This window comes from Paenibacillus sp. WG02, assembly GCF_055396115.1.
This window is the reverse complement of sequence record NZ_AP036016.1, coordinates 3,766,671-3,781,741: the sequence shown is the minus strand read 5'-3', so window position 1 is coordinate 3,781,741 and position 15,071 is coordinate 3,766,671. Positions and strand designations below refer to the sequence as shown.

At 46.3% G+C, this 15,071-nt stretch carries 16 protein-coding genes and 1 pseudogene; 3 read left to right on the top strand and 14 right to left on the bottom strand.

Annotated elements, in window-relative coordinates; translation table 11 throughout:
* Positions 1–79 precede the first annotated feature (79 nt).
* The gene (locus ACBP55_RS16800; protein WP_464652866.1) at positions 80–646 is read left to right on the top strand and encodes an NAD(P)/FAD-dependent oxidoreductase; all 567 of its coding nucleotides are present in this window, start codon (positions 80–82) and stop codon (positions 644–646) included.
* An 84-nt stretch (positions 647–730) separates the two neighbouring features.
* On the opposite strand, the gene ACBP55_RS16795 is transcribed toward ACBP55_RS16800, so the two are convergent.
* Genes ACBP55_RS16795 through crcB (ACBP55_RS16775) form a run of 5 tightly spaced genes read right to left on the bottom strand, consistent with a single transcriptional unit; the run spans position 731 to position 4,081 of the window.
* Positions 731–1,156, bottom strand: a complete 426-nt coding sequence (locus tag ACBP55_RS16795) for a CoA-binding protein (protein ID WP_464653331.1) — start codon at positions 1,154–1,156, stop codon at positions 731–733.
* A 14-nt stretch (positions 1,157–1,170) separates the two neighbouring features.
* Positions 1,171–1,989 (bottom strand): C39 family peptidase, encoded by an 819-nt coding sequence (locus ACBP55_RS16790; RefSeq protein ID WP_464652865.1) that lies wholly within the window; start codon positions 1,987–1,989, stop codon positions 1,171–1,173.
* Between the two features lie 30 nt (positions 1,990–2,019).
* Complete coding sequence (gene aroA / locus ACBP55_RS16785; protein WP_464652864.1) at positions 2,020–3,318, bottom strand: 3-phosphoshikimate 1-carboxyvinyltransferase; 1,299 nt, start codon at positions 3,316–3,318, stop codon at positions 2,020–2,022.
* A 26-nt stretch (positions 3,319–3,344) separates the two neighbouring features.
* Positions 3,345–3,704, bottom strand: coding sequence for a fluoride efflux transporter CrcB (gene crcB / locus ACBP55_RS16780; RefSeq protein ID WP_464652863.1), 360 nt, complete (start codon positions 3,702–3,704; stop codon positions 3,345–3,347).
* A complete protein-coding gene (gene crcB, locus ACBP55_RS16775) occupies positions 3,701–4,081 on the bottom strand; it encodes a fluoride efflux transporter CrcB (RefSeq protein ID WP_464652862.1) in 381 nt (126 codons plus the stop codon). The genes crcB (ACBP55_RS16780) and crcB (ACBP55_RS16775) overlap by 4 nt, the downstream gene beginning before the upstream one ends.
* A gap of 109 nt (positions 4,082–4,190) precedes the next feature.
* Between crcB (ACBP55_RS16775) and ACBP55_RS16770 the strand changes: the two genes are divergently transcribed.
* Positions 4,191–4,481: a rhodanese-like domain-containing protein gene (locus ACBP55_RS16770; protein ID WP_464652861.1), complete on the top strand. Its 291-nt coding sequence runs from the start codon at positions 4,191–4,193 to the stop codon at positions 4,479–4,481.
* A 23-nt stretch (positions 4,482–4,504) separates the two neighbouring features.
* Here ACBP55_RS16770 and ACBP55_RS16765 read toward each other — a convergent pair whose 3' ends face one another.
* Positions 4,505–5,011 carry a shikimate kinase gene (locus tag ACBP55_RS16765; protein WP_464652860.1) on the bottom strand — a complete coding sequence of 169 codons (507 nt, stop codon included), beginning with the start codon at positions 5,009–5,011 and terminating at the stop codon, positions 4,505–4,507.
* A 147-nt stretch (positions 5,012–5,158) separates the two neighbouring features.
* Here ACBP55_RS16765 and ACBP55_RS16760 point away from each other — a divergent pair, with 147 nt between their 5' ends.
* The gene (locus ACBP55_RS16760; RefSeq protein WP_057302951.1) at positions 5,159–5,482 is read left to right on the top strand and encodes a hypothetical protein; all 324 of its coding nucleotides are present in this window, start codon (positions 5,159–5,161) and stop codon (positions 5,480–5,482) included.
* A gap of 13 nt (positions 5,483–5,495) precedes the next feature.
* Here the strand turns inward: ACBP55_RS16760 and gndA are convergent, their stop codons facing one another.
* From gndA to ACBP55_RS16720, 8 genes and pseudogenes are all read right to left on the bottom strand, one after another.
* On the bottom strand, positions 5,496–6,908 hold the full coding sequence (gene gndA / locus ACBP55_RS16755) for an NADP-dependent phosphogluconate dehydrogenase (RefSeq protein ID WP_464652859.1): 1,413 nt from the start codon (positions 6,906–6,908) through the stop codon (positions 5,496–5,498).
* Between the two features lie 33 nt (positions 6,909–6,941).
* Complete coding sequence (locus tag ACBP55_RS16750; RefSeq protein ID WP_029195571.1) at positions 6,942–7,709, bottom strand: SDR family oxidoreductase; 768 nt, start codon at positions 7,707–7,709, stop codon at positions 6,942–6,944.
* Between the two features lie 58 nt (positions 7,710–7,767).
* On the bottom strand, positions 7,768–9,339 hold the full coding sequence (gntK, locus tag ACBP55_RS16745) for a gluconokinase (RefSeq protein ID WP_464652858.1): 1,572 nt from the start codon (positions 9,337–9,339) through the stop codon (positions 7,768–7,770).
* Entirely contained in the window at positions 9,336–10,607 is a 1,272-nt protein-coding gene (locus ACBP55_RS16740; RefSeq protein ID WP_464652857.1) for a nickel pincer cofactor-dependent isomerase, group 22, read from the bottom strand. The genes gntK and ACBP55_RS16740 overlap by 4 nt, the downstream gene beginning before the upstream one ends.
* An 18-nt stretch (positions 10,608–10,625) precedes the next feature.
* Positions 10,626–11,630 (bottom strand): LacI family DNA-binding transcriptional regulator, encoded by a 1,005-nt coding sequence (locus tag ACBP55_RS16735; RefSeq protein ID WP_464652856.1) that lies wholly within the window; start codon positions 11,628–11,630, stop codon positions 10,626–10,628.
* 102 nt (positions 11,631–11,732) lie between these two features.
* A pseudogene (locus ACBP55_RS16730) lies at positions 11,733–13,033 on the bottom strand (6-phospho-beta-glucosidase).
* A gap of 5 nt (positions 13,034–13,038) precedes the next feature.
* On the bottom strand, positions 13,039–14,037 hold the full coding sequence (locus ACBP55_RS16725; protein ID WP_464652855.1) for an N-acetylglucosamine kinase: 999 nt from the start codon (positions 14,035–14,037) through the stop codon (positions 13,039–13,041).
* A gap of 36 nt (positions 14,038–14,073) precedes the next feature.
* The gene (locus ACBP55_RS16720; protein ID WP_464652854.1) at positions 14,074–15,063 is read right to left on the bottom strand and encodes a LacI family DNA-binding transcriptional regulator; all 990 of its coding nucleotides are present in this window, start codon (positions 15,061–15,063) and stop codon (positions 14,074–14,076) included.
* Between the last annotated feature and the right edge of the window lie 8 nt (positions 15,064–15,071).

Sequence of the window (15,071 nt, the reverse complement as noted above, 5' to 3'; positions counted from 1 at the left end):
GAAGGAAAATTGACTATGAATTATCAGCTATGCCATAATCCAATTGTATCCCATTCTCTTTGTAGGAGGAGTTACCGTAATGACATACGACGTTATTATTATTGGAGCAGGCCCAGCAGGATCTAGTGCAGCCCTGTTCACAGCAAAAGCAGGTAAAAAGACACTTGTCATTGACAACAATCAAAGTGTCACTAAACGAGCTTGGGTCGAGAATCATTATGGCGTAGAAGCGATAGCGGGTCCTGATTTAGTGGAAATCGGGAAGAAACAAGCTGCTAAATTCGGGACTGAATTCGTACAAGGCAAGGCGGAGCAATTGGCAAAAACCGAAGAAGGCTTCCAAGTAACAACAGACAACGGAGCGTACGAAGGAAAACATGTTATTCTTGCAACAGGGCTGTCTGTTGAGCTTGCAGAAGCTGCAGGCATTCAAACGAGGACCGGAACAGAACCACGCATCAAAACAGTCGTTGATGCAGATGCTCAAGGCAACACCAGCCTTAAGGGCGTATGGGCAGCAGGCACTTCGGCTGGTGTCAGTATGCATACGATTGTTACGGCCGGTGATGGCGCTAAAGTCGCAATTAATGTGATTAGTGAGTTAAATGGTGAACGGTACGTCGACCATGATATATTAAAAGCCTAATTCCAGACATACAGAAAACCGCTTCTCCCTTACCTATTTGGTAAAAGAAAAGCGGTTTTTAGTTTTGTCCATGTGCGTTGATTTTTAGTTACTTCGAGGATTTAGAATCGCATCTTCCACTTTAATACAGCGGTCCATAATGACTTCTAACCCGGCTTCGCTAGCAATACGTGCAGCTTCTTCATTCACAATATCGAGCTGGAGCCAGAAAACCTTCGCTTTAATTTTAACAGCTTCTTCAGCGACAGGAACCACTTGGTCAGCACGGCGAAACACATTGACGATATCCACAGGTTCTGGAATATCAGATAAAGAAGCGTAGCATTTCTCGCCTAGTATTTCAGTGGCGTTCGGATTGACAGGAATAATTCGGTATCCCCTGCTTTGCATTGCTGCGGAAACCATATACGATGTACGATCTGGTTTGTCAGACAAACCAACTACGGCAATATTACCCGCACTCGCTAGGATCTCTTTAATGTGCTCTCTTGACGGATTTTCAAAAGTCATCATCAGTTTCCCTCCTATTTTTTCAGGTACGTGAGACCTTGTTTCCCCATTGCGGTCCAACTGTCGATAAACTGAGTTTTGTTTATCTGCACTTGCTTTTTTCCGCTTAAAGGATCATTCAAGTATACATTATTCTCATCATATCCTACCAATAATACAGCATGTTCAGCATATGTCGTCTTGATTGGTCCCTTCGGGGTATCCCAAGTTACCCATTTGTAAGGTATGTTGAAATCAATCGTGGTCCAAATAATAACCGGAATATCATTCGCAATTTGCTGCTCATATAATTCGAAAGACTCGCCCGTAATGTCAATGGCTTGAGGTATATACGATTTCAACAGTGGAAATAGTCCGGCATGATAGATGCCAAAACCTCTCTGCTTCCGAGTTACATCGCCTACGAAACCTGTGTTAGGATTTCCCCAATAAGCAATTGAACCGTCCGCATTCAAGGTCGCTGGTGTGTCATCCTTAGGCATTTCTGCAGCAAGTTCCATTTTGCTTTTTGTGATACCCGTATACTGCAGCAGCATCGTTAAACTTGTAATTTCACAACCTGCTGGCAGTTCAGGCAGTTGTGCAAAGACAGGCGCATCAATCATTGCTGATTTTTTTATCTGGATAACTGGCGACGGAGAAGCAGCCTCATTTGCTTTTACGGATGCTGATGGCTTGGGGGCAAGTATCGCAGGACTGGACGCAAATATAGCTGGTTCTTTACCAGTCGCTTTGGCATACAGCAATACAGCAAATACACTGCTTGCAAACACAAGTCCAGCAACGAGGAAGAAACCGAACGTCACCTTTAAACCCTGCCAAATAATCGTCATGCTGACTCACCCATTCGTTGTTTTGGGAATCTATGTCTCACTCACAAGTTCAACCTGAGCACCAATGGAACGTAAATGATCAAAGTACTGCGGGTAGGATTTAGCCACATGATGGGCATCACGAATGATCAAACCCTTTTCAGAACGAAGACCAACAACTGTTAAAGCCATAATCACTCTGTGATCAAAATGAGCATTAATTTCGACCCCGCCAGTGACACCTTGCGGTTTACCATGCACGATAATTTCACTTTGGCGTTCTTCTACATCAGCACCGGCTTTACGCAGCTCGTTCAAATAATCGGTGATACGGTCACACTCTTTATAACGTAAATTTTCAACATTGTAGAAACGAGAAGTACCTTCTGCAAATACGGCTGCTGCAACCATTGCAAGCACAGCATCTGTAAAGTGATCTCCATCAAACTCACCAGCAACCAGCTTTTGGTTGCCTTTCACATGCACAACACCATTGTCGTGAGTTAAATTGACACCCATTGCTCGCAGAACATCCACGCAAGCCTTCTCCCCCTGCTTGCTGTTCTCTTCGAGACGAAGAACACGTACATCTGAATTCGTCACTGCCGCAGCTGCTAAAATCGCAGCAGAGCCCGGGTAATCGCCTTGAATGACATATTCTTTGGCTTGATAGGATTGTCTACCAGGAATACGGTAATGCATAAGGTCTTCGCTAGCGTGTACAATAATACCAGCCTGTTCTAGTACTTCGAGTGTTTGACCTACAATAATTTTGGATTTCAAATCATGCAGTACCTCAATCTCACTATCCTCTTCTAGCAGTGGTGTCATAAATAAAAGAGAGCTAAGGAACTGGGAACTAACATTACCGGATACTGTGAGCTTGCCGCCGCGCGGGTGTCCCCCTTTAATAGTTATCGGCAGACGTCCGTTAGAATGTTGCACTTCCACACCCATTTGTTGCAAAGTATCAATGAGATCATCATGCGGGCGCTTGCCTAGTGATTCGGGATATGTATTTACAAATGTCACATCAGGACAAAAAGCGGCTGTAGACATTAAAAAGCGAAGAACAGCGCCGGCATTCCCTACATTAAGCTCAGAAACATGTTTGGGATTCTTACCAAAGCCCGTAATAACGATTTTCTCATCATCTTCCTCAATAATAGCGCCCAAATCACGGACACAGCGTCTCATTGCATCACTATCTTCACTATGAGCCGGGTAATAGATGGTGCTCGTCCCGTCAGCAAGTGCTCCAATTAGCAAATAGCGTGTTGTATAGTTTTTGGATGAGAGAGCGTTGATTTCCCCTTGTAAACGGGCAGTTGGTTTCACGATGGCTTTCATGTCGTTGATATCTCCTTCGTAAGTGTTTATATGTAATATCCGAGGAATGTCAGTAGAATTCCACCGGTATAACTGAGCAGTGTATAAAGGATCCAAGCTTGCCACAGTCCAGTTCGAAGCTGCTTAATGCTCTCGAGATTCAATGTGGAAAATGTTGTGAAAGCACCCATAAAACCAGTGCCTATCAACAGTTTCCAATCGTCAAATGGATGATGTTTCATCAACAAGCCAAGCAAAAAACTACCCAAAAGATTTATTGTCAGTGTACCATACGGAATAGAACTTGGGAACCTGTTAGCGATGTATGTCCCTAGTTGAAATCGGCAAATTGCACCAAAGAATCCTCCAAAACCTACCAGGCAAATGGGCCATAACCATGTCATCATGAACGCCGAACGCCCCCTCGAACAGACTCACCAATACGGACACCCAACCATGTAACACCGAGCCCTCCCCATAAACTTCCCAAAACATAAAGTGCGGCAAGGAGCATTTGCCCCTGGTTTAGCATACTCATGGTTTCATAGCTGAACGTAGAGAATGTAGTAAAAGATCCAATAAAACCAGTTGTTATGGGGAGTCGAAGTCTAGCAGGTATGGGAAGCTTAGTGGCGAAAGTTAGAAATCCAAGAATCAGACAGCCAATTAGATTACAGCTAAAAGTTCCCCAAGGAAAAACGGAAGCCGTCGTAGGATTCCATAAGGCGGAGAGCCCAAATCGGGCAATAGCGCCTAATATCCCGGCTAAACCGATGTACAGCATGGTATCACAGCTCCTGTTATTAACCATAGGTTTGACATCTAGACTTTTTGTTTCTATCATTACTTGTAATGGGGGTTTCTTCCCCACATAACAAGCATGGAGGTCCGAAATGGATACGATTTTACCATCCGAAATCAAAAAACGACTGGACCTTGGCGAACAACTAGCGATTGTCGATGTTCGTGAAGATGATGAAGTAGCTTCCGGTATTATCCAAGGCGCTATACATATTCCGCTAGCTCAATTGCCAGATCGCCTCAGTGAAATCCCCCAAGTCGAAGAGCTTATTCTCGTTTGCCGCAGCGGAAACCGCAGTGGGCGCGCAATTAGCTTCTTGGAGGCACAAGGCTATAAAGGTCTTAAAAACATGACCGGCGGCATGCTGGAGTGGGAGGACTAAGCTTCTAAGCTTGTCCCCTCCTCCTAAATCTCAGCTTGTTGAATAATAAGTGCCGTAATTTGGTCCGTTGTTAATTGCGTAGTATCAATAACTGAATGTGCGAAATCATAAGCAGACTTACGTTGTTCAAGCAGCAGGTGAACACGTTCTTCTAAATTCCCCTGCAGCAAAGGACGACTCGTATCGCTGCTCACTCTTTGAATGATGATCTCTGGCGATGCTTTAAGCGCTACTACAAAGCCATTCTCCAGCATGCAAGCTCGGTTGCACTCGGCCAGCACTGCGCCACCGCCTGTAGCCACAACTTGTCCTTTACGAGCTAATATATGTTCCAGCGCCTTACTTTCCAAAGCACGAAAATGCGATTCACCATGCAGGCGAAACAAGTCAGAAATGCTTGTCTGATGCGCTTCTTCCAGTGCAGCGTCCGAATCTTGAAAGCTCCATCCCAGATGCTCTGCCAGCTTCTTTCCAACCGTTGATTTGCCAGTCCCCATAAAGCCTACAAGTATAATATTGCTTGCTGTCACGTTAATCCCCTTTTCTCATATGCTGTTCATACAAACTTTCCCAACATCATAACATAGCCAAATCGACATGAATACAATCCACCAAAAAATCATATAGTAGTGTGAATAAATTCCAGCACAAACAGTTAAGATTTTAAGAGAGACCATATGCCGACAAGGAGAGATGGAGCTTTGAACCCAACTGTTGCCTATCAAAACCGCACAAAAGGCAAACTGGAGCAAATTTTGCACCCAAGCTATACGCTTTGCAAAGAGGATGTTGTGTGGATACTGGAGTTTATTAAGAAAAAAGTGGCTGAAGAAGACCCGCTTATGCAAGGTCTTACTCAACCACGTTTATTAAGAAATTTTCGCTATTTTGCCGAAGTCTCCCTGATGCTCATTCACAGACGGAACGGCTTTGATCAAGAGGCCGATCGTCTGAAAATGTGGCTGCGTGAAGCGGCATATGGTTTGCAGGAAGAGGCTTAAAAGCCTTATCCTCTTAGTTTTCCATCCAATTGAAGTGGAAGGAACCTTCTTTGTCCACACGTTGGAACGTGTGTGCACCAAAATAATCACGCTGCGCTTGCAGCAAGTTAGCTGGCAATCTTTCCGTACGGTAGCTGTCGTAGTAAGCAAGTGCCGATGCGAAAGCAGGAACAGCAATACCGCGAGTAACAGCTTCTGCAATAACTTGTCTCCATGATTGTTGATAGTTATCAACGACACCATTGAAGTAAGAATCAAGCAGCAGGTTTTTGAGTCCAGAATCGCGGTCATAGGCTTCCATAATATTTTGCAGGAATCTAGCACGAATGATACAGCCGCCGCGGAAGATCTTGGCGATGTTGCCATATTTCAAATCCCAGTTATATTCTTCGGAAGCTGCTCTCATTTGAGCAAAGCCTTGTGCATAAGAACAAATTTTACTTGCGTAAAGCGCTTGGCGAACAGCCTCGATAAACGCTTTGCGATCGCCTGTAAAGGCTGGAGCATCAGGTCCTTTGAGCACTTTGCTAGCCGCAACGCGTTCTTCCTTCATCGCGGAGATGAAACGGGAGAATACGGATTCTGTAATAATGGAAAGCGGTACGCCAAGGTCCAAAGCACTTTGACTGGTCCATTTTCCTGTTCCTTTTTGACCAGCGGAATCTAGAATAACATCAACCATAGGCTTGCCGGTTTCTGCATCATATTTGGTGAAAATATCACGTGTAATTTCGATCAAGTAGCTGTCGAGCTCGCCATTGTTCCACTCTGTGAAGATCTCATGAAGCTCTTCTACGCTTACGTTAAGTACATCTTTTAACAATTGGTAAGCTTCGCAAATAAGCTGCATATCGCCATACTCAATGCCGTTATGCACCATTTTCACGTAGTGGCCAGCGCCATCTGGTCCGATATAGGTACAGCAAGCATCGTCGCCTACTTTGGCAGAAATCGCAGTAAGAATAGGCTCAACAAGCGTATAAGCGTCTTCTTGTCCGCCTGGCATAATAGATGGGCCTTTAAGCGCGCCTTCTTCACCGCCGGAAACACCCGTACCAACGAAACGAATACCTTTTTCTGCCAGCTCTTTATTGCGACGCTGCGTATCTGGGAAGAACGCATTGCCTCCATCGATCAGAATATCGCCTTTATCCAAATAAGGAACAAGTTGGTTAATCGTATCGTCAGTAGGACCGCCTGCTTTAACCATAATCAAAATTTTGCGTGGAACTTCGAGCGATTGCACGAATTCTTCTATGCTGTATGTACCTACTAATTGTTTGCCTGGGGCTTCTTGCAGAAGCTCTTTTGTTTTTTCCGCAGAACGGTTAAAAACGGATACAGTGAATCCTCTGCTCTCGATGTTTAAAGCCAAGTTTTTACCCATAACCGCTAGACCGACTACACCAATTTGTTGTTTAGACATCTCTCTCATACACCCTTCCGATATATAAATATTTTAAATCGTCATCGCGCCAAAACCGCCATCCACTCTTAAAACAGAACCTGTTACAAAGCTAGAAGCTTGTTCAGAAGCAAGGAACACAGCAGCACCCTGAAGCTCAGACGCTTCACCGAATCGATTCATAGGCGTATGACGCATAATGGACTCGACACGTTCCGGCGACAGTATCTTACGATTCTGCTCCGCTGGGAAGAATCCAGGAATAATTGCGTTAACACGGACGCGGCTCGGAGCGAATTCACGGGCCAAATTCTGCGTGATGTTATTGACAGCTGCTTTGGAAGCGGAATAAGTGAATACACGGGAAAGCGGCGGATCTGACGAAACGGATGAAATATTAATAATACTTCCTCCCTCTCCTCGATCAACCATGTATTTCCCAAACACTTGGCAGGCTAACACGACGCTTTTCAAATTAACCTCCATAATAGAATCCCATTCTTCCATGGAAATGTCAAAGAAAGGCGTGGCACTATTTTTGCCAGGGCAGTTCATTAGAATATCCGCACCGCCGGACCAAGCGATAACTTCTTTAAGAACAAGCTCCAAATCTTCCCGTCTCGTTGCATCCGCTTGAAAGGTATGTGCTTCCCCGCCAATGGCTTCAATACTCTCACGAACCTGATCACTTTTCTCTTGATTACGACCGACGATGGCCACTTTCGCTCCATGTCCAGCCAAAGCAAGAGCCATAGAACCTCCAAGTGTACTGTTACCGCCAATAATTACTGCTGTTTTCCCTGTAAGATTGAATAAATTCATCGTCATCTTCCCCTCCAGCATTTTGCTTGGCAAACCTTCATAATAAGCCTGAGCTAATTTATGTTTGAGGGCTCCGAAGGTGCTGTTGTTGAAAAGCGGTAATCGCATCGAATTGATCTTTTAACTGATGATATACGCTTGAATAAATAGATGTCAATTGTTGATAGACGCGATAATCGTTTTCATTCACCTCGTGAGCCTTTCCTACCTGAATCCATTGATGAGCGTGCGAGAGATCCTCGATTTCCCCCATTGCTAACAGGCCTAGCAAAGCTGCGCCGATCCCTGAGCTTTCAATCGAATCCGGCACAGTGACAGATGTGCCGAGCATATTCGCCATCATCTGGCGCCAAAATTCAGATCGAGCAAATCCGCCGGACGCGCGAATCACTGTAGCAGGTCCCATAATCCGTTCCAAGGAAGCGCTAACTGCTTGGATCGAGAACATGACGCCTTCGAGCGCAGCACGAATCATATGCTTCTTCTGATGGCTGAGTGACAGCCCGAAGTAAACACCGCGTGCATTCGCATTCCAATAAGGCGCACGTTCGCCGGATAGCAGCGGCAGGAACAGCAGGCCATCCGAGCCCGCAGAAACTTGTGACGCAAGCTCCGTCAAATAATCATAGGGATCGATTCCCTGACTGCGGGCTTCTTCGGCTTCCGCCGTAGCGATCTGGTCTCTCACCCAACGGAAAACGATGCCTCCGTTGTTGATCGGTCCGCCAACGACCCAGAAGTCTTCTGTTAGCGCGTAGCAGAACAGCTTGCCTTCGGGGTCGGTTTGCGGCTTGGTGACGACGCTGCGAACGGCACCGCTGGTGCCGATGGTGACGGCAACGACACCAGGCTCGAAGGCGCCTACACCGAGATTCGCGAGGACGCCGTCAGACGCGCCGATAATGAAGGGCGTGTTCTCGGACAAGCCCATTGCAGAGGCTAACTCGGCGCTTAGCCCTTCTACGCGGTGCGTTGTTGGCACCAGCTCAGAAAGCTGCTCCGGCGTCACACCGGCCTGACCTAGCGCTTCTGCATCCCAATCGAGCTTCTCCAGATTGAATAGCCCTGTTGCACTGGCTAGTGAATGGTCGATGAGATAACGACCAAACAGCTTCGCGAAGACGTACTCCTTGATGCCAATGAACTTGTAAGTTTCCTTGACGAGCCCAGGCTCGTTATCACGGAACCACATCAACTTAAGAAGGGGTGACATCGGGTGAATCGGCGTTCCTGTCCGCGAGTAAATCTGCTGGCCTAGTCCGGTGCGCTTAAGCTCTTCCGCATATTGCGCACTGCGATTATCCGCCCATGTGATGCATGCGGTCAGTGGCTTCGTCTGCTCATCTACAGCAATGAGGCTGTGCATGGCTGAGCTGAAGGAGACACAGAGCACTTGATCAGGTGTGATAGTAAGCTTGCGAACAACAGCGCCAATTCCTTGCACAACGGCGCCATAGATTTGTTCCGGATCTTGTTCGGCCCGATCAGCCGCCGGTGTGAAGAGCGGATATTCAATAGAGTGCGAAGCTAGCACTCGACCATCTCGATCAATTACAAGCGTCTTGGTGCTCGTTGTCCCGATATCCGCGGCAACAATGTAAGGCTTATCTCTGACTGCGTCAACTGTCATTTGCTAATATTCCCCTCTGCATCAAATGAAAGTTCATAGGGTTCTGATAAAATTTCAATATCCGGATGCTGACGAGCTGCATCTAACAAATTCACGGAAATTTCAATTTCGCCCAGATGAAGTGTATCTTGAATCCGAACTAGTTTACAGGTCGTATAATCTAGAATGTTACAGGTTTTAACGGCTGCCTTGATCGCGTAGAAATCATTCTCCAGCGTTGTTGCGATCTTGGTAGGCGCACAAACTGTTGAAGTTAGTCCGTTTGCGTAAGTGAACTCTAAATTTGTTTTATCCACTAGTCTTTGTGTGGTGAAATCAGCCGTTCCTACACCGTTGGCATTCCCCTTTGTTTCTGGCGTCAAGTCCAGAACAACCATTTTGGCAACATCAGGGCCGCCATGCGCGTAAGGAGTTGGGTAGCGGCCCGTAACATTGGGATCCATGCCATCGCCGCTAATATTTTTACCAATATAATCAATGACAAGGACATCGATTTCGTCGAATAAAATTTTCGGCAGACGCGATTTAGCTTCAATGAGCAGTTGTTCCTCACGCGCTTCAATTTCAGCTGCAGGCAGTACTTCCACTTGGCAAGTCTCGTCATAGGCATTTTCTACAAGCGCCACGCCGAACACGATGGGCAGCTTCTCGATCATCAAATTAGCCATGGCCGGCACATTCTCCGCCATATACTTGAAGCCGAGCTGGTGACACGCTTCAGCGCCTTTTTGTTTACCGAGCCCGATAGCGATCATCTTCATGATCCCGCTCTCTATGCGTCCGCGAAACGCCGTATGCGGCTTCACACGGTTAATAACGACGATAGCATCAGCTTCCGACGCAATGCGATCAACATAAACCGGCAAACCATTAGGCAGTTGGTCGATCTGTACGACTTCCATCGAAGAACGAATAGGCGCACCCATCGAGGCTTCCGTAATGCCAAAATGCAGCAATACCTCCGTCTGTCCTTCGGCTGTAGCACCGCCATGACTTCCCATGCAAGGCACGATGAACGGGAATGCACCTCGATCTTTAATGGCATCAATGGTCGTTTTGGTGAAGCCTGCAATATTAGCAATCCCCCTGCTTCCCACAGCAACAGCAACCTGTTGACCGGGATGTATGCTTTCCATAACCCCGCTGCTGGCAAGCTTATTCACTAGTTCCAATTCTGGATTTTCCAAAATGGTACGATCAAACTTCTGCCGAATCTTAACCATTTGTGGAATCGGAATATCATTTAATAACTCCCTCAGAATGCTCATCGACTAATCCCTCTTTCCTTATGGTGTCAATCCCCGTACGGATTCCCTCACGATCAACTCTGTTTTTAACAGCAGCTGCTCCGTTTCGTGCTGCTTATTCTCTATATTTCCAAGAAGCCGCAAAGCGCCTTCTCTGCTAATTTGCTCAATCGGTCTTCGAACGGTTGTCAGCGCTGGCGTCACGTAAGCTGCGAATACCGTATCGTCAAAACCTACCACGGAGATGTCCTTTGGCACGCTCATACCGGCTTCCGACACCGCTTTCATCGCTCCAAGCGCCATTTCATCATTACAGCAAAATACGGCCGTCGGTCTTTCATCCAGTGACAGAAATTGCTGCATCGCCTTGTGTCCGCTCTCCAGATCGTACAACCCCGGCATGCGATATGCGGGTGGAACGGTAATCTGGTAATGCTTCATCGCTCGTTCGAAGCCGTCTTTCCGATTCTGTGCGGATTTAAACCCTTTGACCCCCTCAATAAGAGCAATGCGTTTATGTCCCTGCTCAATCAAATAAGAAACTGCTAGAAAAGCGCCTTGCTCCTCATCGGAGAGAACATTCAGCACGCCTGAAGTTTCAACAGGCCGATTCAGCACAACTTGCGGGATCCCTTTGCTGGCAATGTGGTCAATGATGGCTTGATCGTCATCACTCTGGCTGACAATAACAATGCCGTCAAAGCTTTTCCGAGTAATCGAATGAAAACTGGTGTAATCGTCAATCCCTTTAACAATCAATTGGTATCGATCCTGTATGACACTATTAACTCCACGGATAGCTTCATAGAAAAAGCCGGCGGAAGTTCCTTTACTTAGTGTGGTAAAAAACAGCCCCATGTTATACGAACGATCGAGTACCAAGCTCTTCGCACTGTAATTAGGCGTGTAATCCATCTGTTCAGCGATGATTCGGATGCGCTCCTTCGTCTCCTCTTGAATGAGCGGACTGTTGTTCAGTGCTCTGGAAACCGTTGTGTGAGACACACCTGCAAGCCTGGCAATATCCTTAATGGTAACGCTCATACCTTCACCTCTATCAGAAGCATATCACATTAATGCACACGTTAACAATAGTCTTTTTAACAACAAAAAAACTCCCCTTTCAGGGAGCTTTCTCATCTTGTTTTATTTGAAAAAAGCCGGTAAATATGCTTTATTCTTCTCCAGCATTTCCTCCATAAGCATCTTGGCTACTGCCACTGACGGCACCAAAGGATGATGAACCAGTGCTTGGAGGACGAGATCTCTACTGCCAGTAACGGCTGCTTCAATGGTGAGGCGTTCATAGGTTTTGACTGCATGAATAAGACCTTTGACATGTTCAGGAACTTTGGTCAAGCCCATCGGAATAGGGCCACCCGCTGTAATGACGCAATTCACCTCAATACAAGCATCCTTCGGCAAAAAGTCAATGATGTTATCGTTCATAACGTTCAGCGTTTGAATATCCCGCTTGTCATTGTAAATGGAATCCATGAGATTAACAGCTGCCTCGGAATAATAAGCGCCACCACGTTTCTCTAGCTGCTTAGGCTTCTCCTGCAAGTCAGGATCTTGATAAAGCTCAAACAATTCATCTTCAACGCGTTTCACTACTTCCGCGCGAGTACCGTTTTCCTTGAGCGATGCGAGTTGTTCTTCAAGCATGATATCCGTCATGTAAAAATATTTCAAATAATAGGAAGGCAGAGCTTGCAATGAACGTAAGAAATCCGCATCCCATTCGCTTGCCGGTACGTTTTTGCCGCTATATTCTTCTTTGCGATCCAGCAATTCTGCTAATTTATCCTCGCCTCTGATTTCAGCGCGTGTTACCCAGTGAAGATGGTTTAACCCAACGAACTCGGTGTATATCTCTTCAGGGGCAGCCTCATACTTGTTCATTAACCATTTGTGCAAGCCGATTGGCGCATTGCAAAGGCCTATGCTTTTCACGTTGGAGTACTTATGAATGGCCTCCGTCACCATACCTGCGGGATTCGTGAAATTCAGCAGCCACGCATTAGGGCTCAGCTCTTCGATATCCTTACAAATATCAAGCAGCACAGGAATCGTGCGAAGTGCTTTCATCATCCCGCCAGGCAGGTCGTTTCTTGACCGATAACACCATATTTATTAGGAATATGCTCATCCCATTTGCGGGCTTCCAAAAGACCTACGCGCATTTGCGTACTTACGAAATCCGCATTTTCGATCGCTTTTCTGCGATCCAAGGTTAAATGAACCTCGATCGGCAAACCGGATTTCTCGATCATTCTTTTTGCCAAATTACCGACGATCTCCAGCTTGTGCTTGCCCTCTTCCACATCCACAAACCAAAGCTCTTTTATGGGCAGCTGGGCATATCTTAAAATAAAACCTTCTACGATTTCCGGCGTATAAGACGAGCCTCCGCCAATGATGGCAATTTTCAATGCATCTCTCATAACACTCACATCCTAGTCTTATCTAATAATTGTATGGTTTGATAATCGGACACGGTCCGGAGTTTCTCGTACACTTCAATTGTAACGGGATTGCCTGCGGCTTCCATCGCCATCCAAACAGCGCCAATCACAGGTTCGACGTTCAACTTCACAATTGTAGCTTTGGGGGCAACTTCGCTTACTGCCTTTTCAATATAAGAATAAATAAAAGGCCCATCACCTCTGGCAATAACACTGCCCGCAAGGACAACTTGAAAAGTCTCTTGCTCCATTTTTAAGCGTTTAATTACCGCTGCGGCTGACTTGCCTAGCTCTTCCCCTTGCACCTTGAGAATGCGGCAGGCGACCTCATCCCCCTGCTCTGCGGCTTCGAACAACAGTTTGGTCGTATGGAGCGGTACCGATTTGTTGTTATCCAGAAAATCGTCAAACATCTCCTGCACCGAATTGTAGCCAAGAAATTGGATCAGCAATTCAGTCAGCATCGTAGGTTGCTCCCTGCCATCCCATGACCGAATGACAGACCGAAAGGCCTCTACAGCGAGTGTGCCTCCACCGCCAAAATCTCCAAACTGATAGGTGAAGCCTCCACATTGGAAAAACTCACCCTGCCTGTTCTTTCCTGCACTGTTCGTTCCGCTTCCGCAGATTAGTACAACGCCAAAAGGCTGGGATGTACCAGCACGCAAGGCAATCATGGTATCACAATCAATCCTATAATTCGTGAATCCCAGTCCGCCAATTAGCGGGCGAAGGATCGTATAATCAATCGGTCGATCAGCACCAGCAAGGCCGAAAAAAGCAAATTCAATGTCGCTGTGTGTTAGACCTGCCTGTTGTAGAGCCATGGATACGGAGTTTGTAATATTTCCGAGTGCTTGTTCTACACCAAGTTGATGATTGCCATTGCCGCTGTGCCCTTTCCCGATGATATGTCCATGTTCATCTGTTACGAGCGTGTAGGTCTTACTCCCGCCTGCATCTACGCCCAAATAATATTTCATGCTTTCAACTCCTGTATATATCCATCAGCTCTAGTTTCATTTTCTTGTGGTGGATTCTCGAATGATTAATTCCGGCTCCAATTGCACCGTTATATTGCGTTTGGCCGTACCATCAATCCACTTGAGCAAAATATCGACGCCTTGCTGCCCCATTTTGTCCGCCGGTTGACGTACGGTTGTTAATCTGGGGCGGAATTCCTCCGAGAATATCTGATCATCAAAGCCGACAATTGACATATCACGCGGTATTTTGTAGCCCTCATTTTTGAGCGCGTCCATCACACCAAAAGCTGTCAGGTCATCTGCAGCAAAAACCGCACTCGGAAGTTTTCCCGACTGCATCCAGCGACTTGCCGCTTGATAACCGGAGGTGATGCTGAAATCACCTTTTTCAATCCAAGAAGGATCCAATCCTGCCTCCTGCATCGCACTGACGAAACCGCGCCGCCGCTCGCTGCTGCTTAAATACGGTTCAAGCCCTGATATATGAGCAATCTCCTTATGGCCTAAGTCAATTAAATGCTTCGTGGCTTCGTAGCCACCTTTATAATTATCAATGATGACAGAAGATATCGATGGATGAATATGCTGATTATCCAGCATGACGAAAGGGATTTTCTTCTTTTTCAATTCCATCACATAATCATCCTCATGAACCGGCGAGAGCATAATGACACCGTCCACACGGTCCTCTTGGAACATGGAATTATCGAAAGATGCAAACACGTCTGTAGATATCGAAAGCGCTAAGAAGTAACCTTTTTCAGCAAGCCGATCGTTAATCTCTTTGACTACTGCATCCAAGAAAGAATCGTTTAAAGTGGTAATGCCGAGTCCAATAATACCCGTCTTGCCACGAGCTAAGCTTCGTGCAGCAGCATTCGGATGGTAATCTAACTCTTTCATCGCTTGCAGCACTTTTTGGCGATTTTTTTCTCTTACAGTGCCAGCTTGATTAATGACACGTGAAACGGTAACGACTGACAAACCGCTTCTCTTGGCGACGTCAAAGATGCTTACTTTCATATCAAACA